The following is a 21,743-nucleotide window of genomic DNA, read 5'->3' on the forward strand; positions in this document are numbered from 1 at the left end:
GTCCTGCCTGGGCCGGACGGACGGCCGGTCCCGGTCGCGACGCCGGACGCCTGGAGCGTCCTCTACCTCCCCCGCTCACCGCCTCAGGCGTCGCGACGGCGGAGCATGGCCCGACCGAGCAGCAGTGCGGCACCCGCCCACCCGGCGAGCAGCAGCAACCCGACCACACCGGGGTACGGGTCGGTGTCCCCGGCGAGGAAGTGCCCGCCGGCCACGCCGGGAAACACGTCGGCGATCCGGTTCAGGACGGTGATGTCCGGCTCCTGGAGCGACAGCGGCACGATCGTCAGGGTGGCGAAGAGCACGATGATCGTGAGCACCGCGCTGCGGAGGGCCGCGCCGAGGCCGAGCGCGAGGACGCCGACCAGGGCCAGGTAGGTGGCGACCGCCACGACGTCGCCGATCGTGTCGGCGGTGGGCGCGCTGCCCCAGTCGCCCAGCACCGGGCGGGCGACGAGGGCGCCGACACCGCCGAGCAGCAGCCCGAGGGCGAAGGTGACGGCGCCCGTCACGACGGCCTTGGCCAGCAGCACCCGACCGCGTGCCGGGGTGCACTGGAGGGCCGTCCGGATGGTGCCGCTGGTGAACTCGGTGGTGATGGCGAGCAGACCCACCGCCAGTACGGCGTACTGGGTCAGCTCGATCGCGTCGATCAACACGGTGCCGACGGTGACGATGCCGGCGTCGTCGGCGGGGTCGTCGTTGGTGTTGGAGTTGGCCGCGTAGATGGCCAGCTGTCCGGCGCTCGCGGCCATCACGAGCAGCCCGGCCACCATCGTCCACCAGGTGCTGCGTACCGAGAACAGCTTGGTCCACTCGGCGGCCAGCGCGCCGGGGAAGGGACGGGTAGGCGTGGCGGTCCGCGTGCTCATCGGGCGTCACCTCCGGTCGGCCCGCCGGCGTACTCGACGCTCTCGGCGGTCAGCTCCATGAACGCCTGCTCCAGCGACGCGCCGTGCGGGCTCAGCTCGTGCAACCGCACCCCCAGCTCGTACGCCAGGTCGCCGATCCGGTCCACGGTGCTGCCGGTGACGCTCAGCTCGTCCGGTCCGGCCCGCTCGACGGTGCCGCCGGTCGCGGCGAGACGGGCGGCGAGGGTGGCGAGCCCTTCGCGGTGCGGGCTGCGGACCCGTACGACGACCGCGCTGCTCGCGATCACGTCGCCGACCGGGGCGTCGGCGAGCAGCCGTCCCCGGCCGATCACGACGAGTTGGTCGGCGGTGAGCTGCATCTCGCTCATCAGGTGACTGGAGACGAAGACCGTCCGGCCCTCGTCGGCGAGCGAGCGCGTGAGCTGACGTACCCAGCGCACCCCGTCCGGGTCGAGACCGTTCACCGGCTCGTCGAACATCAGCACGGGCGGATCGCCGAGCAGCGCTCCGGCGATGCCGAGCCGCTGTCCCATGCCGAGGGAGAGGGCGCGACCCGGCTTGCCGGCGGCACGCCCGTCCAGCCCCACGGTGTCGAGCACCTCGTCGACGCGGCGGGCGGGGATGCCGTTGCTGCGGGCCATGGCCAGCAGGTGCGCCCGTCCGGACCGGGTGGGGTGGATGGCTCGGGCGTCGAGCAGGGCCCCCACCTCGTGCAACGGCCGTCGCAGTTCCCGGTACGACCGCCCGGCGACGAGCGCCTGCCCGGCGGTGGGCCGGTCCAGGCCGAGGATCATCCGCATGGTGGTGGACTTGCCGGCGCCGTTGGGGCCGAGAAAGCCGGTGACCCGGCCGGGCGCGACGTCGACGGTCAGGGCGTCGACCGCGACGGCCGACCCGAACCGTTTCGTCAACCCACGTAATGTGATCATGAGTTGACGCTAGGCGTCGGCCGCCCCGGCTCGCCGCGCCCGAACGGCACCCACCAGCACTGACTTTCGTCAGGTCGCCCCGGGTCAGCGGAGGTAGTCCTCCAGCAGCGCCGGGGTGAGTCCGGCCCGGTGGATGGCCTTCAACGCCGCCAGGAGGTCGTCCATCAGCGCCGGCCGGAAGTGCATCAGCAGCACGTCGCCGGGCTGGACCACCTTCTCCGCGGTCTGGTAGCGCACCTTGCCCTCGTGGACCGTCTCGGACCAGTGCAGGACCGCCTTCGCGCCGCAGTCCCGCGCGGCCCGGAGCGTGGTGCTGTCGTACTCGCCGAACGGTGGGCGGAACAGGGTCGCCCGCTGGCCGAACAGCGTCTCAAGTTTGTCCGCCGCTCCGCAGATTTCCTGCCTCTGGTAGTCGTACGACCGGCCGGCCAGCGAGTTGTGCCGGATGGTGTGGTTCTCGACGACCCCACCGGCGACCTGGATCTGGCGGAAGTAGACGTCGTGCTCCTGGGCCGCCGGTGAGTTCAGGAACATGGTGACCGGGATGTGCGCGCGGGCGATGAAGTCGGGCACCGCCGGCGGGCGGGCCAACCCGCCGTCGTCGATGGTGATGAAGGCGACCTTCTGGTCGGTCGGCAGACGGTGCCAGAACGGGATCGCACCGGTCACCGGCAGCGGCACCGGTTCCGGAGGTGGCGCTGCGGGGAAGGTCGGCGCCTGCGACACGTACCAGTCCAGGGTCCCGCGTGCCGGCGGGGCGGTCGGCGACGGCGAGGCCGACGGGGACGGCGTGGTGGACAGGATCGGTACGGCCGACGGGCTCGGCTGGGCCGCGATCTGCCGGGCGTGGAACGCGGGTCCGGCTGCGCAGGCACTCAGCGCCAGCAGGGCCAGAAGCGTTACCACTGCGGAGATGCGGCGCGGGTGGGCTGATGACACGCCCGGAAACATAGCGGGTCACGGTCGGGTTCCGCGTCCCGTGGCGATCTTCCCGGACGGTCTTGCCCGGCCGGCCTAGCCTCGGATCGAGTCGATTCGACCTGCGGAGGCGGCCCATGGCGCGGTGGATCCTGCAAGTGCTCGCCGTCGTCGGCTTCGGCGCGCTGCTGGGGTTCATCGGGCTGACGATGACCTGCAACCTGTTCGGGTTTGTCGACGCCGAGGCCCGCCGGTTGTCGAGGAACCTGTGGAATCGCCAGTGGGGGATTCCCGACCGTGATCCGGCTGAGTTACGGCACGGCGTCGGCTTCGCCGCCGTGCGGTTCCTCGTCGGCGGCGCCCTCCTGCTCCTCGGCGCCGCCGCGGTTATCGGGGGCATCGTGCTACTGGTCAGCGGGCCGCTCGACTGACCGCACCACGAAGGCGTCCGGCATCCGGAAGGTGAGATTGTCCGGGCACCACGGCGGACGGATCACCGTCACCCCGTCCAGCAGTGGCGCGGCCTCGGCCACCACGACGGCCGCCTCCATGCGGGCCAGAACGTCGCCGACGCACCGGTGCGCCCCCGCCCCGAACGCCAGGTGCCGCCGCGACCCGCGCTGCCCGGGAACGAAATCGTCCGGCGCGTCGACGACCGCCGGGTCGCGACCGGCGCGGGCCAGCCACAGCACGATGCTGGTGCCCGCCGGCACGGCCGTGTCGCCGAGCATGCCGTCGGCCGCAGCCACGCGCCGCCAGGTGACGATGGGCGGTTCGAGGCGCAGGCCCTCCTCGACGACGTCGGCCACCGCGACGTCACCGGCGCGCAGCGCGGCGCGTACCGCCGGTTCGCCGGCCAGCCGGTGCAGCAGCAGGGTGAGGAACTGCGAGGTGGTCTCCTGTCCGGCGACCAGCAGGAAGAAGAGCGCGCCGACCACCACGTCGGGCGGATGCCCGGCGGCGCGCAGTTCGGCGGCCAGGCCGCCGCCGGTGGCCGCGAACTCCCGCAGTACGTGGTGGAAGCGGCCCACCTCGGCGGCGAGCGCCACCTGCCGGTCGTCGTCCAGCGGCGCCCAGAACAGCTCCAGCGCCGCCCGCGCGAACTCCTTGACCGCGCCGACCGGCGCGTCCGGCAGGTCGACCAGCCGGGCCAGCACCAGCAGGGGCAGGTCGGCCGCGAGGTCCGCGTACAGGTCGACCGGCGCGCCGGCGTCGAGGGTGGCCCGTAGCCGGGCCACCCGCTCCCGGACCAGGGCCGTGAGCCAGGGGCGCTGCGCGGCGACCTTCGCGGGGTGCAGCGCGTCCGCCACGATGCCCCGGATCTGCGGATGGCTGGCTCCGGCGTTGTTCGCCAGGGTCGGCGGCAGCCGGAACCGGTGCCCGGCGAGCACCCGCAGCGCGGTCACCGGCATCGGGGTCACCGCATCCAGGGCGTTGTCCGGCCGGTAGCGCTCCGGGTCGGCGAGGACCTGGCGGACCAGCGCGTGGCGGGTGACGACGAGGTGGCGTACGCCGACGTGGTCGGTCACCTCGGCGACGTCCGGCCAGGGTGCCTCGACCGCGGACGCCCAGCCGGAGAAGAGCACGCCGACACGCTAGCCGGCGGCTCCGGGCAGGCCCGGGCGCAACCGCCAGACGGTGGTGCGCTTCACCCGTACGCTCTCCAGGGCCTCCGGCACCGGCACGTCGTAGCTGGCCAGCTCGTCGAAGCGATCCCGGCGCAGGAACGCCCGGCCGGGGTCACCGACCAGGGCCGGCGCCCCGGCCCGGGTGGCGCGCAGCAGGAACCGCAGCACCCGGCGGGCCATCGCGTCACTGTAGAAGACGTCCCCGGCCAGCACCACCTCGGCGTCGCCCGCGTCGCCGTCGAGGATGTCGGCGAACTCGGCGTCGACGCGTACCCCGTTGGCTTCGGCATTGAGCGCGACGGCCGCGACCGCCAGTTCGTCGACCTCGACGGCGCGCACGGACGCCGCGCCGGCCCGGGCGGCGGCGATGGCCACCAGGCCGGAGCCGGAGGCGAGGTCGAGCACCCGCCGGCCGGCGACCAGCTCCGGATGGTCGGTGACGTAGCGGGCCAGCGCCTGCCCGCCGGCCCACGCGAAGGCCCAGAACGGCGGCGGCCGGTCGGTGGAGAACTGGCCCTCGGTCAACTCCCAGAGCCCGATCGGCTCATCCGCCTGGTGCAGACGCACCTCGGGGACGAAGGGGACCGGGGTCAGCCGGGCGTGCAGCCGGACGAACGTGCTGGAGAGCTCGGACACCCGCCCGATTGTTCCAGCGACCCGACGCCCGGCGTGTCGCGGGGCAGTGGTGACGGGTTCACCACTGTCGGTGAAATGACCCCTCATCCTTGTCGTCCGGTGCGAAGACACCCCTCTGTGTGATCCGCCCGTTTCCTCCTAGCGTTTCCCTACAGGGACGAGAAGGAACGAGGTGGTGGTGATCGTGTGGCGGTACGCGCTGCGGCTCGGGGCGTTGGTTGCCGGCAGCGCCGGGGTGGTGCTCACCCTGGCGGCGCCGGCGCAGGCGGCGTTCGCCACCGAGATGGGCGGCCTGCCGGCCCGGTTCACCGCCGGCGACCAGGTGCGCACGATCTCCGCGGTGGTCTCGCAGACGGACCGGCGCGGCGGCTGCGCGAAGGTGCGCTGGTCGATGGTGCTCCGGGTGCAGGGCATCCGGCTCGACCAGGTGAAGATGGACCGGGTGGAGGAGAACGGCGACTTCCCGGTGGAGATCCGGACCGAGGGTGACGTGGCCCGGTTGACCGACCGGCAACTCGACCCGGGCACCCTCTGCCCGGGACGCACGGTGACCGCCCGCTACCGGGTGGCCTTCGCCGAGGACGTCACGCAGGGGCGGGTCACCCTCGCCGCCGAGGCGTACGACGCCAACCTGCGCCTGCTGGCCCGCCAGACCGCCACCCGATCGGTGGTGGGAGCGAGCGGCGCCGGCGCCCGTACGCCGACGCCGAGCCCGACCCCCGCGCGGCCGAGCGACCCACCGAGCGAACCGGCGCAGGAGGAGAGCACCCAGGCCGAGGAACCGGTCGCGGAGCAACCGGTCGACGCGGCGCCACCGTCGGCCGGCCGTCCGGTCGCGCAGACCGGCGGGTTCGGTGTGGTGCAGGCGGCGTTCCTGCTCGGCGGGTTGCTGCTCTCGCTCGGGGTGGGCCTGCTGCTGCGACTGCGCCACCTGACCCGCGCCGCGAACAAGGAGACCGAGGACCCGCCGCTGGACCGGCTCTGGGAGCGGCCCGCGCCGACCGGGCGCTGGCACCCGGCACGCCGCTGATCGGGGGTTGTCGGGGCCGGCGGGGAACCGCCGGCCCCGACGGTGTCACTTCGCGAACGCCTGGAACTCGGCGATCCTGACCTGGGCACGGGACGGGCTGGCCGTGGCGCAGTCCGTCGTCGTGGCCGGGTCGTCGTCCTGCTCACCGGCGTACTGCGGTCCGCCGGTGCACTGGCTGGCCAGCACCTCCAGGCGCAGGTGGGTGGCGACGGTGGTCGGCACCGCGAACGTGCGCAGGTTGATGTCGCGGCTGTACGCCCGGTACGCCCCGCCGGGGAACGCGTCGGCCGCGCTGGTGTAGATGCGCCGCCAGCGCGCCGGGTCGGCGCAGTCGGTGGTGGTCGCGTCGCAGGCGGACACGGCGAACGAGCGCAGCGCGCTGAGCGCGTTCTGACTGCCGGTGTCCGCGTCCCCGACGATCGCGGGCCGCAGCATCGCGCTGACGTTCACGCGCTTGACCACCTGCGGGGCGTCACCGGCCAGCGCCACGGTGAGCTGCTTGCCGGCCACCCCGTCCAGCGAGGCCCAGTTCGTCGCCTCGGTGTCGTCGGCGACCCGGTCCAGGTTGACCCCGTCACCGCTGATCGTCGCGCCGGACGCCGTGGACGCGAGGTTGCGGCTCATCCGCAGGTCCACGTAGCCAGCCTTGCCGGCGTCGGCGACCACGCTGAGCCGCTGGTGCCCGAAGCCGGGCGCGACGGCCAGCAGGTCGTACGTGCCGGCGACCATCTCCACCGTGTCCGGGATCGGCGTCGCCGGGTCGGTGTCGGCGATCGGTACGGCCCGCGCCTCGTACGCCCCGACGTACACCCGGATCGGCGCGTCGGCGCTGTCCCCACGGGGGCGCAGGGTGAGCGTCGCGTTGCCGCCCCGTGGCGAGGCGAAGCTCGGCGTCGGGTCGGTGTCCGCGGCGCCGTTGGTGGCGGCGTCCCGGCCCATCCCGGAGCGGGCGAACTCGGCCCAGATCAGGTCCTGGTTCGCGCCACCGAAGCGCAGCAGGTCGGCGGTGAGCATGTTGTCCCGCATGTCCAGCATGCTGACCTGGCTGGCCGCCTGGAGCAGGAACGAGTCGAAGACCAGTTGCGACCAGCGCCGGTTGCCCGGGCACCGGTCGGCCGGAACGGTGCCCTGCGCGCACTCCCGCTGCCGCTGCGGGGTGCCCAGGCCGTACCGCTTGACCAGCGCGGCACGTACCCGATAGTTGGTCGCGCCCCAGATCTCCCCGTCGGCGTGCACGGCCGGGCCGGCGGTGTTGTAGCCGATGTCGGAGTAGTTCAGCGGGCTGCGGCTCAGGTCGTAGTTGCGGATACCGCTGACCAGGTTGCCGGTGACGTAGCCGCCGGTGACGAAGGGCGTTTCGCCGGGAGCGCGCAGGCCGTTCTGGTAGAGGTACTCCGCGGCCATCAGGTCGCCCCACGACTCGCCCATCGCGCCGCCCTGGTGGCCGCTGATCCCGCTGTCCGGGCCGGCGATCATCCGGTTGGTGATGGCGTGGGTGTACTCGTGGCCGATCACCGTCATGTCGTAGTCGCCGTCCACGCACGGCGGGTACGGGCCACCGGCCTGCGGCTGCCACAGGTACATGTTGGTGGTCGGCGGCAGACCGTCGCGCGGGGTGCCCTGGTTGGCGTTGTTGCGGTTGCCGGTCAGCGCGCCCTGCTGGGCGCGGCCCTGCTCGGCGTCGCCGCCGAGTCCGGACGGGGTGAGGTTGACCGCCTGGAGGTTCCACGCCGACTCGGTGAAGCCGAGCTGGTACGCCCAGTCGTGCATGCGGTTGTGCATGACGAACAGGTTCGCGATCGCCGCGTCCGCGTCGTTGCGCTGGGTGGACGTGAACACCTCCGGGTTGCACCTCGCCTGGTGCCACTGGTCCGTGAACGGGTACTCGTAGCGGCGGTCCGGGCTGGGTGTGGCCGGCCCGACCGGGGTGTTGTTGCCCCAGGAGAGCACGGTGTTCGCCGAGTTGCCGCGCGAGGTGAAGGTGGGTGTGCCGGTCGCCGCGTCGACGTCCCACGGCTGCCCGGTGGCCGGGTCGCGGAACGCCGCCTGGCAGTCGGGGGCCGGGTCGCCGCACCAGCGGACCCGGGGGTCCTGGCCGGCGGCGAGGTCGCGGGGCGGGGTGGCCGGGAAGACCGCCCAGCTCGGGTTCTCCGAGTCGAAGTCGACAAGGTCCTCGCGGATCAGCACCTTGCCCGTGCTGCCGTCCACGTAGCTGGTGAACGCCGCCGGGTGGTCGGCGTCCGCGCCGATCATGGTCACCTCGTAGGCGGCCCGGGGTCCGTCCAGCGGGGTGGGCACGGCCACGGCCCGAACGGTGTGGTCGGCCACGGCCGTCGGGCTCAACCCGGCGTCGGCGAGCGCGTCGGCGTACGCCTGCTCGGCGGTGCGGGTCGCGGGCGCGGGCGCGCGGGTGTCCCGGGCCAGCGAGGAGTTGACGGCGAGCACCGAGCCGCCGCTGACCGCGAGCGTGACCAGACCGTCGTGACCGGCCGGCAGGTCACCGAAGCGTTGCCGCAGGGTCACCACCGCACCGCTGCCGATCGGCCGGACCAGCACCCGGTCCAGGTCGGCGACCGTCGCGGCGTCCATGCCGTACAGGTCGCGGTTGGCGGTCAGGTAGGCGCGCGCGGCGGCCTCCGGGTCCGCGGGCAGTCCGGTGGCGAGGGGGGTACGACCGGGGCCGAGCGCCTGGGGGGTGCCGAGCCGGTTCCACCGCGCGTCGGGGTCCGCCGCGCGGGCCAGCCCGCGCTGCCGAGCGTCGGGTGCCGCCGTACCGGTGCGGTTGTCGAGGTCGGCGGGCTGGTGCCCCTCGGCGAACGGCCCGGACGTGCGCTCGGCGGGAGCGGCGGCGGGTGCGGCGTTGCTCGTGCCGGTGGGTAGCAGCGCGGCGAGGGTCGCCGTCGTCGCCAGGACGGCGATGAGCCGGCGTCGACGCCGGCTCATCGGGGGTGACCACTCCGGTTGTGGCACGGGACCTCCTTGTGGGAGCGGGATGGCCGGCGGCCGCCGACCGACGATGCGCGGTGACGCATGCGCATCTGTGGATATCAGTCGGCCGAGGAAGCGGCAAGGGTCCCGGGATGGTCGGCGCGCCGAATGATCGCCTGGCGGGACCGGCGCAAACCCCTCTGGCGCTGTGGGGGAGCGCCGGCGGCGCCGGGGCGTGCCGGCTCACCCCGGTCGTCGTGTTCGGTCTGATCCCGGTGATCGACCTGCTCATCGGCGACGACCGGCGCAACCCTCCCGAGGAGGCGGAGCCCCGGCTGGCCGCCGACGGCTACTACCGCTGGCTGACCTACCTCTACCTTTCGGCGCAGTACGCCGTGCTCTACGGCCCGGCGGTGCTGCCGTTCCTGGCGCTGCAGGCGGTGGTCGGCTGCTCCCTGCTGGAGGTTGTCAACTACCTGGAGCACTACGGGCCGGCCCGGCAGCGCGCCGCAACCGGGCGCTGGCCAACACCGGACCCCGATGGTGACGGCTCAGTCGCCGGACCCCGGCGGTGACGGCTCAGCCGCCCGGCGGTGACGGCTCAGCCGCCCGGCGGTGACGGCTCAGTCGCCGGGCGCCCAGTCGGGGTCGCGGCCGAAGGCGGCCAGCAGGTGATCCTGCTCGTCGGCGTCGGCGGGCACCCGCGCCGCGTCCCGGACCAGCTTGTCGCGTCGGTAGTCGTCGACCCGGCCGGCGAACCACTTGGCGCACACGTGCACCGCGTCCGGGTCGAACCGTGGGTCGGCGCCGATCGCCACCGCCAGGTCCCAGCCGTGGATCAGGTGTTCGGCGAGGAGCTGTTGGACGTACTCGGCGGCCGGGGTCGGGCCGGCCGACAGGTGCACGGTGCGGTCGATCGTGCCGGGGTGGGTGACGGCGATCTCGGCCTGCGCGGCCGCCTCCCGGGCTGTCCGGAGCGGGTCGGCGCCGAGCTGGTCCCCGTCGAAGCGGTCGCCGACCTCGTCGATGGTGCGACCGGCGAGCAGGGGGACGCTCCACCGGTCCTCGCCGACCACGTGGTTGACCAGGGTCCGGACGTCCCAGTCGGAGCAGGGTGTCTCCTCCGACCACTGATCGGGCCCGATCTGGTCCACCCGCTCGACAAACTCGGCCAGGCTCCGGCGGTACGCCTCCAGCAGATCCATGCCGTCGATTGTTCCGTTCGGCACGCCGGCCCGAGCCGTTTTGCCCGGCCTGGCGTATGGCGCGGTCGGCCGCTCAGTCCAGGTCGGTCGGGTCCAGACCCAGCTCGCGGGCGGTGACCAGGCGTACCCACTCCCCGAACTGTCGCCGGGAGATGACCCGGTCGTGCACCGCGAGCTGCACGGCGAGGCCGTCCATCACCGCGCTGATCCGCCAAGCCGCCCCGTCCGGGTCGGCGCACTGGAAGGTGCCGTCGGCGACTCCGGTGGAGATCACGGCGGCGAGATCCTGTCGCCACCGTAGGTCGAGCCGGCGGGACACCTTCTCCAGCTCGGGGGTGCGCAGCGACTCGGACCAGCCGTCGATCCACATCGACCAGGAGGTCGCCCGGCCGGCGGGGGTGTACAGCTTGAGGATCCGGCGGAGCTTCGTCAGCGGTGGCGCGGAGGAGCGGGTGACCGCGTCCAGCCGGGCCAGATCCTGCTCGACGGCGTACGCGAAGGCCTGTGCGAGCAGCCGCTCCTTGGTGGCAAAGTGGTAGAACACCAGTGCCTGGCTCACCCCGGCGGCCTGCGCCACGTCGGCGGTTCGTGTGTTGGACAGACCCCGCTCCACGATCACGTCGCAGGCCGTGCGCAGCAGGGCATCCAGGCGGATCTCGGCCGCACGTCTCGTCACGACCGTTACCGTAGCCCATCGGCCCGAACACGAACAGTTACCGCTACCGTCCGATTCGTGGGGTAAGAGTCGGAAGTTGGACACTTGCCGACGGGTGCCGTGGCTCGTTCTCCTGATCGAGTTCGGCGAGGTGGGCGGCGTGCCGTCGGAGTGCTCCGCTGGCTGTTCGCCGCGCCGGCGCCCGCCGTCGGATGATGCCGGAGTGTGACGGTCGAGGGTCAATTGAGACATCAGGTCAGCTGACTAGGAAGCCCGCCTGCAGTGGTGGCCATCTCCCCGTTCGGCGTCGGACCGGGCGGGATGGGACGCGCCGACACGGACCCCGATTTGGCAGTCGTTCGCCGGCTCGGCTAAAGTTCTCATCCGTCACCCGGGAAAGCCGGGGGCGTGCGGACGTAGCGCAGCTGGTAGCGCATCACCTTGCCAAGGTGAGGGTCGCGGGTTCGAATCCCGTCGTCCGCTCGGAGCTGCCGCCACGCATGACGGGGGCAACCTCGGTGGGGTGGCCGAGAGGCGAGGCAACGGCCTGCAAAGCCGTGTACGCGGGTTCAAATCCCGTCCCCACCTCGGCAAGGAGCACGGGCGATTGGCGCAGTGGGAGCGCGCTTCCTTGACACGGAAGAGGTCACTGGTTCAAACCCAGTATCGCCCACCAGTTGTACGACGTGATCGTTGAGGCCCGTCACCGGATCCGGTGACGGGCCTCAACGCTGTTCCAAGAGAACTGGCCGCCCGCCGTCACCAAACAGACCTACTCGCCGGCGCGGAGCACCTCGCTCAACCGGTCGCGCCGTCGCAGCGCCGACTCGACGGGTACGACGGTGGCGGCCGCCGCCAGCAGCGCCGTGCCCAGCAGGGCGAGCAGCCACCACGGCAGGATCGCCGCCGGGTCGTCGGCCTGGCCGGTGAGCAGCCGCAGGTCGAGAGGGCCGAGCGTCGCGCGTGCGAGCAGGGCCCCGAGGAGCGGGCCGCACACCGCGACGACGGCGACCGGGGGCAGCAGCTCTCCGGCGGCCACCCAGCGGGCGTCGCGTGGCCGCAGCCCGAGGGTCCGCAGCCGGGTCAGGGTCTGCCATCGTTCGGACGCCCCCGCGGCGGCGGCGAGCGCCAGGCCGAGGAGCCCCAGCGCCAGCAGCACCGCGGCGGCGGCCCACGCCAGCCGTAGAAGCCCCGCGGTCAGCGGAGCCGCTCGCTGCGTCCGCAGGACGTCGGCGCGCGACACGACATCGGCGGCGACGCCGCTGTTCGACACCGCCCGCGCCGCGCCGGGACCGGTCACCCAGACCGTGTTCGGAACGGCGGGCAGGCCGGCGTCGGCGAGAGCCGCGGCGTCCACGAGCACGACGTCGTCGGCGCCGCCGACCGAGGGCGCGGTACCGACCACGGTGAGGTGGATGGCCGGGGCGTCGGCCCGGGGTAGCTGCAACCGCGTGCCGGCCGGCAGCTCGCCGTCGCTCGATCGGACCAGCGCGGGGACCTCTCCGGGGCCGGGACCGGGCGTCGTGAGCCGGGCCAGCGCGGGCGCGTCGGGCAGCGGGGTGGTGGCCAACAGGCGCTGGAACGCTTCGGCGTCCACGATGACCAGGCGCGGGGCGAACGGTGTCGAGTCCGTGAAGACGCGCGCCGAGTCGGTGACCTGCGCGACGACGACCTGGCCGACCCCCGGAGCGGCGGCGATCCGTTCGGCGATGGCGGGCGTGCCGGCCTTGGCGTCCGCGGCGACGTCGAGGCGGGCGTCGGCGCCGACAATGCTCCACGCGCCGTCGGCGAGGCCCCGGGTGACGGTGGAGCCGAGGATGAGCGCGAACGACGCGAGCGCCGTGGCGCTCACCAGCACCAGTAGCGGCAGCGTGCGCCCTGCCGTCGTGACCGCCCGGGCGGCACCGAAGACGGCCAGCGGGCGGCGCGAGCGCAGGGCCTGGCGGAGCGCGAACCGCGCGCCCAGCGGGAGCAGTCGGATCAGGACGAGCGCGCCGACGAGCGCGCCCAGTGCGACGGCGCTGACCGGCAGGATCACGTCCCCGGTCACCTCGCCGGTGTCGCCGTCGGAGGTGACCGGCAGGAGCCCGCGCTGGTGCAGTGTGACGAGGGCGGCGACCGCGGCGATCAGGACAGCGGCCTCCACGACGGCGCGGCGCAGCTGCCCGGTGGCCCGCAACCAGCGCCGAGCGGACGGGTTGGCGGGCTGACGCCGGTCCCGGCTGGCGCGGCCGGCGGCGAGGGTGCCGAACGCCGGCCCGGCGACGGCGCCGGCCAGGACCACGGGAATGGCCCAACTCCACGAGACGCCCGGCGCCACCACGCGGGCGAGCGCGAGCCCGACCGCGGCGGCCGACAGGGACACCACTGTGGACTCGAGGGCCAGTTCCGCGCCGAGGTCGGGTAACGCCGCACCACGCTGCCGGGCGGTGCTCAGCGCCAGGGTTCGGCGGCGGACCAGCAGGTCGGCGGCGAGCAGCAGGACCAGGACCGTGGCGGTCAGCACGCCGGTGAGCAGCACGGCCGCCTGCGCCCGTACGGCGCTGACCCGGGCGCGGGTCGCGCGCAGGGTGGCGTCGAGCTGCGACTCCCACTTCAGGGAGTCGTCGCGGGCGCCTGACGAGCCGGAAGCCGCCTTGAGCGTGACCACCTGGTTGACCAGGGTCGCGCTGGTGGCCCAGGTGAGCGCGTCGGGGTCGGGGGCGAAGTGGACGGCGCGCCGCAGTTGGTCCTGGTCGACGGCGAGCCGGGCGTCCGGCAGCGAGTCGCGCGACAGCAGACCGGCGAACCGGGTGATCCCCACGCCGTCCGCGCCGGGCACGGGGCGCAGGAGCGCCGGGGCGAGTCGCCAGGCGGGGTCGGCGGTGTCCGTGGGTCGGTAGATCCCGCTGATCCGCAGGTCCTTGTCGCGCCCCCGGCTGTCCTTGGCCGGGATCCGGTCGCCGGGGCCGACATCGAGGGCGGCGGCGTCCGCCTCGGAGATGCCGACCTGCACCGGCCAGGGCGGTCCCTGGTAGGGGACTTCGACGAACCCGTCGGGGACGGCCCCGGCGGGCGCGTTTCCGGCGATCCAGGTCACCTGCGGGCCGCCGGCGTCACCGGCCAGGTAGGTGAACTGGAAGGTACGTGGCGTGGTGCCGTCGGTGATGCTCAGGACCGGGCCGTCGACGACGGCGATGGGCGGGAGCAGCGCGGCGTCCAGGTCGGGCCCGAGCGCGTACGTCGCCCGGACGCGGAGGTCGTCGACCTCCTTGGCGAGGCCTTCCACCCGCACCCGCCCACCCGTCGGACCGTCGTCGCGTTCCCAGTCGGCGTGTGCGAGGACGTTCGCGTCGTCACTGCCGCGGCGGACGCTGTCCTGGACGGTGTCGTCGGCGGCCGCGCCGAGCAGCGCCGGCACGGCCCCGGCGAGCAGCGCGACAGCCGCGATGACGGCTGCGGAGAGCAGCAGCGGGCCGGCGTCGGCCCGGCTCCGGCCGCGGACGCTGGGCCAGTGCGGCGCCGGGAACCGGCGGGTCAACCGCTTCACGGCGCCACCCGCAGGTGCGCGGCGTCGGCCCGGCGTACCTGGATGCCGACCACGATGGCGACGGCCAGCAGACATCCGGCCAGCAGTACCGCGAGCAGCGTGGCCTCGGCCGGCCACGGCCAGTGTGGCTGGGCGGCCGGGACGGGCGCGGCGCCGGTGTCGGAGCGTACGAGCAGGGGAGCGACGAGGCGGGTGGCGAGCGCGCCGACGGCCGCGCCCGCCGCGAGCAGCGGCAGCAGAACGCCGGCGTGCTGGCCGAGCAGCACGGCCCGGATGCCGCGCCGGGACATCCCCAGGCCGCGCAACCGCGCCACCTCGACGGCCCGGAGCTGCAGGTCGCAGGTCACGTGCAGGACGACGCCGGCGAGCAGCAGCAGGGCCGCGGCCGGTACGACGAGCCGGAGCGCGCCCGGCAGCCCGGCGCGCAGCGGGCCGCCGAGGAGTCGGGCGGTCTCCACCTCGCGGGTCGTGACGGTGCCCAGGTGCAGGGCGGTGGCCCGCTCGGCGGCGCCGGGGCCGGCCGGGTGACCGACCCACCAGGCGTCGACCGGGAACGTGAGGTCACCGGCGAGCACGCGCGCGCGGGACAGCGCGTCCAGGTCGGCCAGGACGGCGACGGCCCCGGGGGCGGACGGTACGGCCGGTACGACCTCGGAGACGACGACCGGGACGGGCGTGGTGCCGACCGTGACGCTGAGCTTGCTGCCGGGGTGGACGCCGAGCTCGCTGGCGAAGCGGGCGGAGACGGCGACCGGCACCTCGCCGGGGTCCGGGAAGGCGCTGGCGACGAGGGTCCGGGCGGCGTCGTCGGCGCCGTCGAGCTCGACGGTCGCGGCCATCCGCAGCGCGGTTCCGGTCGGGGTGGGGGACAGCCGGACGTTCAGGTCGCTCAGCTTGCTCGGTACCGGTGGGGCGGACGTGGCGGTCCAGTCCGATCCGTCGGTGGACGCCGCCTCCGGCACGGTCAGCGTGACGGCTACGGCCACTCCTCCGCCGGCCACGGGTTCGTCGCCGAAGTCGACGGCGACCGGTAGGGCGACCGCGACGAGGCGCAGCCCGTCGGCCGTCGCGCAGGCGGGTAGCCGCACCTCGCGGCCGTCGAGCGGTACGGCGGGACCGGTGCAGGACGTGCGCAGACCGGTGACGTCCTGCAGCAGCAGCCGGGGTGTCACGACGAGCGGGGCGTCGCCGGCCGCCGTTCCGCTGAGTACGAGGGGTGCGCCGGCCGGGACGGCGAGACCGGTGACCCGGGTTGGTGGTGCCAGCGCGGCACCCACGTGCGCCCATTCGCGGTCGCTGTCCAGCGGCCCGCGCAGCAGCGCGTCGGCGCGGGTGGTGTCCACGGCGACCAGGCGTGGCGCTTCGCCGGAGGTCCCGAGCCACTGACCGACGGCGATACCACGGTCGAGGACCGGACTCACCGCCCCCGCGGTGGCCGCGCTGACGAGCGCGCCATCGCCGGCCGAGGGCGACGTGCTGAGGGTGAGCGCCAGGTCGGTGCCGACCGAGAGCGCGGCCTGGTCGCGCTGCGACTGGTGCCAGGTGGCGTCGAAGGCCAGGCCGAAGGTTCCGGCCGCGCAGGCCAGCCCGACGAGCAGGCCGGCGGCGACCGCCTGGGGCCGGCGGGCGCTCTCGGCTACCGCCAGCGGAAGCGCCAGCCCGCGGGCGCGGTAGGCCAGGCGGTCGGCGCCGCGCAGGGCGGGCAGCACCACCCGGAGCGCCAGGGCGGCGCCAGCGGTGAGCAGCAGCGCCGGAGCGAGCACCCGGACCGCGTCGGCGCGCGGGCTGGCGGCGGTGGGCTGCGCGTACAGCTGCCACCATCCGACGGCGGCGAACACCGCGAGCAGCAGGTCGGCGCCGGAGCGGGCCAGCAGCTCGCGGCGGGTGCGCCGCTCGCCGGCCGCCGGGACGGGACGGATCGCCAGGACCGTGAGGACGGCGGTGAGCATCAGCGTGCCCCCGGCGACCGCGAGCACCTGGACGCCGGTGATGGCCGGCCGGACGGTCAGGCCGGCGTCGTCCAGTGGCGGCAGGTGGGTCAGGCCGGCGTGCAGGGCCGACGAGGCCGGTATCGCGAGCGCGATGGCGACGGCCGCGACGAGCCCGCCCTCGAGGGTCGCGGTGGCGGCGAGTTGACGACGGCTGGCGCCCAGGGCGGAGCGCAGGGCGGTCTCGTCGGCGCGGATGCCGGCGGTCAGGCGGCCGGCGAGCACGAGCGCCGTCGCGGCCAGGACACCGCCGAGGACGGCGATCGCGAGCACGACGGCGGCGGTCACGTGCCGTTGGTCGTCGGCCGACCGCAGGGTCAGCGACAGGTCGGTGGCGACGCGGGCCAGCTGGACGCGGTCGCCGAGGGCGCCGGCCAGCCGTCGGTCGGCACTGTCGACGGCCCCGGCCAAGGTCTCCAGGTCCCGACGGTTGGCGTGGCTCAGGTCCGGATGGGCGGTGACCTCCAGGCGGTCGACGGTGGCACCGGTGGTGACCAGGTCGGCGAGGTCGACGAGGAACGGGCCGTAGGCGTTTACCGGTTGCAGGAAGCGACCGTCCCGGTAGCCGGTGGCGGACCCGGCCGCGGCCAGCGGGTCGCGGTCCCAACCGCGCCCGGACAGCGGGCGTACGACACCGACGACGGTCACGTCGATGGCCGGGACGGGCGGGTGGGCCAGCTCGGCGCCGAGGTGCACCCGGCTACCGGGAGCGAGGCCGAGCAGGTGGGCGGTGGACTCCAGGAGCACCGCGTCGCCGGGGCGCTGTGGCCAGTGTCCGGTGACCAGCTCGGCCCGGGTCGGCAGGTCGTCGAGCCCCGACAGGTACGCCTGTGGGCCGACGGTGGTGCCCGGGGCGAGCGCGGGCGGTAGTGCCCGCAGCACCGTCGACGCCCGCGCGGTGGTGGTCAGCGGGAACGGCGCCAGCGCGGAGGTCACCCCGGCGCGGGTGTCGGCGAGGACGGACGACGCGTCGGGGCCATCGACGGAACCGGTGTAGACGGTCGCGTCGACGGCGGCGGGTTCGGCGCGGGCCAGGGCGACCTCCAGGGCCCGCTCGGCGGTGCGGGTGACCAGCAGCGCGCAGGTGCCCAGCAGGGTCGCGCCAATCGTGACGACCCCGAGGAGGGCCGCGAGTAACGGCCACTGCGCGCGGGCGCGTCGGCGGACGAGCCTCAGCATCGTCGTGTCACCGGCCGTCCGACACGGGCTCGTACGCCTGCTCGGCCGACTGTTCGTCGAGGTGCCCGTCGTGGATCCGGATCACCCGGTCGGCCAGGGCCATCATCACCGCGTCGTGGGTCGACACGAGCACGGTGACGCCCTCGGACTCCGCCACCCCGCGCAGCAGGGCCATCACCGACAGGCCCGTCTCGGCGTCCAGTTGGCCGGTGGGCTCGTCGGCGAGCAGGAGCCGGGGCGAGGCGGCCAGCGCGCGGGCGATCGCCACCCGTTGCTGCTGGCCGCCGGACATCTCGGCCGGCCGTTGCTGGGCGTGGTCGGCCAGGCCGACCAGTTCCAGCAGCAACTCGACCCGCCGCTCGCGCTCGGCCGGGGCGACGCGGGCCAGCCGTAGCGGCGCGGCGACGTTCTCCGCGGCCGACAGCACGGGGATCAACCCGAAGTTCTGGAAGACGTACGACACCTTCTCGCGCCGCAGCCGGGACAGGCCGTCCTCGTCCAGCGTGGTGACGTCGGTGCCGTCGACGTGCACGGTGCCGGCGTCCGGGCGGTCCAGGCCGCCGATGACGTTGAGCAGGGTGGTCTTGCCCGAGCCGGACCGGCCGACGAGCGCCACCATGGAACCGGCGGCGACCTCGAACGACACGCCGCGCAGGGCGTGCACGACGGTCGGTCCGGCGCGGAAGCTTCGGTGCACGTCCCGAACCCGCAGCAGCGGCTCGCTCATTCGCCGCTACGCGAGTCGGAGCGGATCGTGATGTGGTCGGGTTCCAGGGCCAGCCGGACCCGTCGGGTCAGCGCCAGCGCCTGGCGGAATTCGCGGGGCACCTGGACCCGCCCGGCCCGGTCCATCACGGCGTACTCCTCGGCGGTCATGTGGGTGTCGCCCTCCGCGTTGGTGGTGGTGCGGCGCAGCACCTCGCTGCTGGTGCGACCGTCGCGGATCGCGACGGTCCGTTCGACCTGGCCGCTGACCTCCGGGTCGTGGGTGACCACGACGACGGTGACGCCGTAGCGCCGGTTGACGTCGCGTAGTACGCCGAAGACCTCGGCGGACGTGGCGGCGTCCAACTCGCCGGTCGGCTCGTCGGCGAGCAGGACCCGTGGCTGGTTGGCCAGGGCCACCGCGATCGCCACCCGCATCTGCTGCCCACCGGAGAGTTGGCCGGGGCGGCGGTCGGCGCAGTCGGCGACGCCGAGGCTGTCCAGCAGTTCGGCCGCGCGCTCCTGCCGCTCCTTCTTCGCGGTGCGGGCCGCCGTCATCGGCAGGTCCACCATCTCCCGCGCGGTCAGGTACGGGATGAGGTTGCTCGCCGTCTGTTGCCGGACGAACCCGACGGTGTGCCGCCGGTACTCCACCCGGTCCGCGCGGGACATCGCCAGCAGGTTCCACGTGTCGACCCGGACCCGTCCGGCGGTGGGGGCGTCGATGCCGGCCAGGATCGACAGCAGCGTCGACTTGCCCGATCCGGAGGCGCCGACCACGGCGACCAGCTCACCGCTCTCCACGGCCAGGTCCAGGCCCTGGAGTGCCTGCACCTCGACCGAACCGGTCTGGTAGATCCGTACCAGGTTCTCGCAGACGATGAGCGCGTCCCGACCGAACTCGGGTGCCCGCGCGGACGGCTGCGGCAGGGACAGCGGTGTGGTGGACATTCCCAGCAGTCTCGCAACCGGCGGCCTCGTTGACCATGCCCCTCGTGCGGTTATTTCGGGTTTGGCACGAGGAGCCGCCGTCGACCGGTCAGAAGGTCAACAGCCGGAACTCGCCCACCGGCCGGAAGCCGAGGCGGCGGTAGATTCCCTCGCCGACGGGGGACGAGGTGAGGGCCGCCGTGTGGGCGCCCCGCTCCCGGGCCAGGTCGAGCGCGGCCCGGGTCATGGCGGTGCCGATGCCCTGCCGGCGCTGCTCGGGCTGTGTGCCCACGAAGTAGAGGGTGACCAGACCGTGGCTGAGCCAGGCGACAGCCGTGCCGACGATTCGGCCGTCGGGGAGGCGACCTGCCAGCCGGATCACCGTGCCGTCGCCACTGAACGCCTTTTCCCGTTCGATCGTCGCCGGGACACCCTCGGCCGGGATGCCGGACACCCGGGCGTAGGCCGTGACGAAGGTGTCGAGGTCGTCGGTCTCGGTGATGTGCACGCCGGTGGCCGTCGGGGCCCCGGCCGCCGTGGTGAGCGCCCTCGTCATGATCGGCATGCGGGCGACCTCGGTCGCGCCGAGGGCGACCAGGCCGTCGGCGGTGCCGACGTCGCTGTCCGGCCCGACCCACCAGATTCGGGGTACGCCCCGCAGGCGTCGCCGGGCCTCGACGAGCGCCTCGCCGGGCGTCGGCCCGGCCACCCGCAGCACCCCGTTGAGGGTGGCGTGCGGCACGTCACTGCGGTAGGTCGGCAGGTCCGGGCCACCGCCCGCGCCGATGTTCCAACCGAGCAGGTACGACCGGTGGGCGGCCAGCACCGTGTCGAGGGACTCCATGAGCGCGATCGTAACGCGGGCGCGTGCCGGGCCTGACCAGCGGAAACGGAAACAGGCCGGCACCCTCGCGAGGAGGTCGCCGGCCCGTTTCATCCGAGCCCTTCACAGCGGCGGGGCGATGTCCCGCCGCTCCTCGACCCGGCGGTACTCGACCGGCTGCTCGGTGGTGGTCACGACCGCGCCACGGCGGCGCTGGAAGATCAACGCCGTCATGATCAGACCGAGGACGCCGGCGCCCATCAGGATCCAGCCGACCACGTCGAGGTTGATGCCGCCGACGCTCGCGTCGAGGGCGAAGGTGAGAATCGCGCCGAGCGCGATCAGGAAGATGCTGGTGCCGATACCCACGACAGCCTCCTTAGGGGGTGTGGTGTGCTGTCGAGGTTCATCAGTACCCCGCTGTCGAGCAGCGCAATCGCGGTCGCCCGAGGGCCCCGCGCCGGCCGATCTTGGCATCGGGTAGAGTTCGCTCCGTTGCCGGCGGTAGCCGGGGACGTGCGGACGTAGCGCAGCTGGTAGCGCATCACCTTGCCAAGGTGAGGGTCGCGGGTTCGAATCCCGTCGTCCGCTCGCGATCCGTCTCGACGGGCCTGACCGCCGGGTTGAGCGGGCACCATGGGCGATTGGCGCAGTGGGAGCGCGCTTCCCTGACACGGAAGAGGTCACTGGTTCAAACCCAGTATCGCCCACCATCTCTTTGAGCACGTCAGCTCGCCCGTTATCGGATCTCCGGTAACGGGCGTCTTGCTTCTGCTGCGCCTCAGCCCTTCTTGTCTATCTTCTCCGCCGCGTGGCGCAGCGCGCTGACGAGTTCAGGTAGGTGCGCGTCGGGAAAACGGCCGGACATGCCGATCGCGGCGTACGGTGCCGAGCCGACGGTGACGGCGACGGTGCGTTCGGTCTTGCCGGAGCGCAGGGCGAAACCGGCTTCGCGGATCTCCGCAAGATCGGCGAGGACCTGCTCGACCGGTATGTCGTTCGCGCTGGTCGCCCACATGGCGCGGACGTTCTCGTCGTCCTGGTCGGCCAGGAGGGCCATCCCGAGCCCGGACCGGGCGACCGGGAACAGGCCGATCCGGCCGAGGGCCGTGCTGGTGTCCATGCCCGGGTCGGCGTGGTAGAGGTACGACATCTGGTCGCGCCAGAGCACACCCATGGCCACGGTGTGACCGTGGACGTGCAGCTCGCCGAGGGGCCCGAGCGCCCGGCGGATCAGGCCGGACCCGAAGAGGCTCTGCGCGGCCAGGGCATGGATTCCCGGGCCGGGACGATAGCGGCGCCGCTCGTCCTGTTCGATCAGCCGGATGTGCGCGAGGGTCTTGAGCAGCCGGTTCGCCCGTGACGGCTCCAGCCCGAGTCGTCGTGCGACCTCGCGTGAGCCGAGGGCCTCAGCGGAGCTGGCCAGCAACTGCAGGCAGTCGAGCCCATCCTGGAGCGACTTGTTCGGCTGAGACGGCAGCATGTTGCATTTATAGCATCACTCTGAGCGCCGACGCTACGGGATCGTGTCGCGTAAGTTTCGACGGAGTGTCTTGACGGTGCTATTACTGCACCATTACGCTCGCCGCACTTGACCAACGATCCCGCCTGGTCGCCGCAGTCGACCCTGCTAGAGCAGGCGCGATGAGTGCTGCCCGGGTCGGTTTCTCACATCACGGGGTGGGTCCCGGCGGGTTGCCGCCATGGACGGAAAGGCGCCACATGCTGCGAACCGTGGGGGGGCGGGGCGGGCGCCCCCCCCCCCCCACACCACGCCACGAAAAACAC

18 protein-coding genes and 5 tRNA genes are annotated in these 21,743 nt (G+C 73.8%); 8 read left to right on the top strand and 15 right to left on the bottom strand.

Annotated elements, in window-relative coordinates:
* Positions 1–83: 83 nt before the first annotated feature.
* The 3 genes from AB0J36_RS21635 to AB0J36_RS21645 all read right to left on the bottom strand — a co-directional run bounded on the left by AB0J36_RS21635 (position 84) and on the right by AB0J36_RS21645 (position 2,740).
* Complete coding sequence (locus tag AB0J36_RS21635; RefSeq protein WP_357393370.1) at positions 84–872, bottom strand: ABC transporter permease; 789 nt, start codon at positions 870–872, stop codon at positions 84–86.
* Entirely contained in the window at positions 869–1,801 is a 933-nt protein-coding gene (locus tag AB0J36_RS21640; protein WP_357122942.1) for an ATP-binding cassette domain-containing protein, read from the bottom strand. Before AB0J36_RS21640 ends, AB0J36_RS21635 begins: the two co-directional genes overlap by 4 nt.
* Positions 1,802–1,885: 84 nt before the next feature.
* The gene (locus AB0J36_RS21645) at positions 1,886–2,740 is read right to left on the bottom strand and encodes a polysaccharide deacetylase family protein (RefSeq protein ID WP_357122946.1); all 855 of its coding nucleotides are present in this window, start codon (positions 2,738–2,740) and stop codon (positions 1,886–1,888) included.
* 116 nt (positions 2,741–2,856) lie between these two features.
* On the opposite strand from AB0J36_RS21645, the gene AB0J36_RS21650 reads away from it, so the two are divergent.
* Positions 2,857–3,150, top strand: coding sequence for a hypothetical protein (locus AB0J36_RS21650; protein WP_357122949.1), 294 nt, complete (start codon positions 2,857–2,859; stop codon positions 3,148–3,150).
* Here AB0J36_RS21650 and AB0J36_RS21655 read toward each other — a convergent pair.
* Complete coding sequence (locus tag AB0J36_RS21655; protein ID WP_357393422.1) at positions 3,124–4,248, bottom strand: cytochrome P450; 1,125 nt, start codon at positions 4,246–4,248, stop codon at positions 3,124–3,126. The genes AB0J36_RS21650 and AB0J36_RS21655 overlap by 27 nt on opposite strands.
* Positions 4,249–4,314: 66 nt before the next feature.
* Positions 4,315–4,983 carry a 50S ribosomal protein L11 methyltransferase gene (locus AB0J36_RS21660; RefSeq protein WP_357393372.1) on the bottom strand — a complete coding sequence of 223 codons (669 nt, stop codon included), beginning with the start codon at positions 4,981–4,983 and terminating at the stop codon, positions 4,315–4,317.
* A gap of 172 nt (positions 4,984–5,155) precedes the next feature.
* Here AB0J36_RS21660 and AB0J36_RS21665 point away from each other — a divergent pair, with 172 nt between their 5' ends.
* Positions 5,156–6,013, top strand: coding sequence for a hypothetical protein (locus AB0J36_RS21665; protein ID WP_357122955.1), 858 nt, complete (start codon positions 5,156–5,158; stop codon positions 6,011–6,013).
* Between the two features lie 45 nt (positions 6,014–6,058).
* On the opposite strand, the gene AB0J36_RS21670 is transcribed toward AB0J36_RS21665, so the two are convergent.
* A complete protein-coding gene (locus AB0J36_RS21670) occupies positions 6,059–8,983 on the bottom strand; it encodes a M36 family metallopeptidase (RefSeq protein ID WP_357122957.1) in 2,925 nt (974 codons plus the stop codon).
* A 215-nt stretch (positions 8,984–9,198) separates the two neighbouring features.
* Between AB0J36_RS21670 and AB0J36_RS21675 the strand changes: the two genes are divergently transcribed.
* Positions 9,199–9,516, top strand: a complete 318-nt coding sequence (locus AB0J36_RS21675) for a hypothetical protein (protein WP_357122960.1) — start codon at positions 9,199–9,201, stop codon at positions 9,514–9,516.
* Between the two features lie 48 nt (positions 9,517–9,564).
* Here AB0J36_RS21675 and AB0J36_RS21680 read toward each other — a convergent pair whose 3' ends face one another.
* The gene (locus tag AB0J36_RS21680; protein ID WP_357393374.1) at positions 9,565–10,146 is read right to left on the bottom strand and encodes a TIGR03086 family metal-binding protein; all 582 of its coding nucleotides are present in this window, start codon (positions 10,144–10,146) and stop codon (positions 9,565–9,567) included.
* Positions 10,147–10,219: 73 nt separating this feature from the next.
* On the bottom strand, positions 10,220–10,822 hold the full coding sequence (locus AB0J36_RS21685) for a TetR/AcrR family transcriptional regulator (RefSeq protein WP_357122966.1): 603 nt from the start codon (positions 10,820–10,822) through the stop codon (positions 10,220–10,222).
* 389 nt (positions 10,823–11,211) lie between these two features.
* Between AB0J36_RS21685 and AB0J36_RS21690 the strand changes: the two genes are divergently transcribed.
* From AB0J36_RS21690 to AB0J36_RS21700, 3 genes are all read left to right on the top strand, one after another.
* A tRNA-Gly gene (locus AB0J36_RS21690) sits at positions 11,212–11,284 on the top strand.
* A 34-nt stretch (positions 11,285–11,318) separates the two neighbouring features.
* Positions 11,319–11,389 (top strand) — tRNA-Cys (locus AB0J36_RS21695).
* Positions 11,390–11,402: 13 nt separating this feature from the next.
* Positions 11,403–11,477 (top strand) — tRNA-Val (locus AB0J36_RS21700).
* A gap of 96 nt (positions 11,478–11,573) precedes the next feature.
* Here the strand turns inward: AB0J36_RS21700 and AB0J36_RS21705 are convergent.
* The 6 genes from AB0J36_RS21705 to AB0J36_RS21730 all read right to left on the bottom strand — a co-directional run bounded on the left by AB0J36_RS21705 (position 11,574) and on the right by AB0J36_RS21730 (position 20,324).
* Positions 11,574–14,330, bottom strand: a complete 2,757-nt coding sequence (locus AB0J36_RS21705; protein ID WP_363661043.1) for an FtsX-like permease family protein — start codon at positions 14,328–14,330, stop codon at positions 11,574–11,576.
* A complete protein-coding gene (locus AB0J36_RS21710; protein ID WP_363661044.1) occupies positions 14,327–17,497 on the bottom strand; it encodes an FtsX-like permease family protein in 3,171 nt (1,056 codons plus the stop codon). Before AB0J36_RS21710 ends, AB0J36_RS21705 begins: the two co-directional genes overlap by 4 nt.
* 7 nt (positions 17,498–17,504) lie before the next feature.
* A complete protein-coding gene (locus AB0J36_RS21715) occupies positions 17,505–18,224 on the bottom strand; it encodes an ABC transporter ATP-binding protein (protein ID WP_357393380.1) in 720 nt (239 codons plus the stop codon).
* Complete coding sequence (locus tag AB0J36_RS21720; protein ID WP_357122978.1) at positions 18,221–19,153, bottom strand: ABC transporter ATP-binding protein; 933 nt, start codon at positions 19,151–19,153, stop codon at positions 18,221–18,223. Before AB0J36_RS21720 ends, AB0J36_RS21715 begins: the two co-directional genes overlap by 4 nt.
* Before the next feature lie 88 nt (positions 19,154–19,241).
* Positions 19,242–19,976: a GNAT family N-acetyltransferase gene (locus tag AB0J36_RS21725; RefSeq protein ID WP_357171315.1), complete on the bottom strand. Its 735-nt coding sequence runs from the start codon at positions 19,974–19,976 to the stop codon at positions 19,242–19,244.
* A gap of 102 nt (positions 19,977–20,078) precedes the next feature.
* Positions 20,079–20,324 (bottom strand): DUF6458 family protein, encoded by a 246-nt coding sequence (locus AB0J36_RS21730; RefSeq protein WP_357122984.1) that lies wholly within the window; start codon positions 20,322–20,324, stop codon positions 20,079–20,081.
* A gap of 149 nt (positions 20,325–20,473) precedes the next feature.
* On the opposite strand from AB0J36_RS21730, the gene AB0J36_RS21735 reads away from it, so the two are divergent.
* Together AB0J36_RS21735 and AB0J36_RS21740 are read left to right on the top strand one after the other, a co-directional pair.
* Positions 20,474–20,546 (top strand) — tRNA-Gly (locus tag AB0J36_RS21735).
* 47 nt (positions 20,547–20,593) lie between these two features.
* Positions 20,594–20,668: transfer RNA gene (locus AB0J36_RS21740), tRNA-Val, on the top strand.
* Between the two features lie 68 nt (positions 20,669–20,736).
* On the opposite strand, the gene AB0J36_RS21745 is transcribed toward AB0J36_RS21740, so the two are convergent.
* A complete protein-coding gene (locus tag AB0J36_RS21745) occupies positions 20,737–21,438 on the bottom strand; it encodes a helix-turn-helix domain-containing protein (protein ID WP_363661045.1) in 702 nt (233 codons plus the stop codon).
* Positions 21,439–21,743: the final 305 nt, after the last annotated feature.

It is taken from the genome of Micromonospora sp. NPDC049662, assembly GCF_040675055.1.
Classification (GTDB): domain Bacteria; phylum Actinomycetota; class Actinomycetes; order Mycobacteriales; family Micromonosporaceae; genus Micromonospora.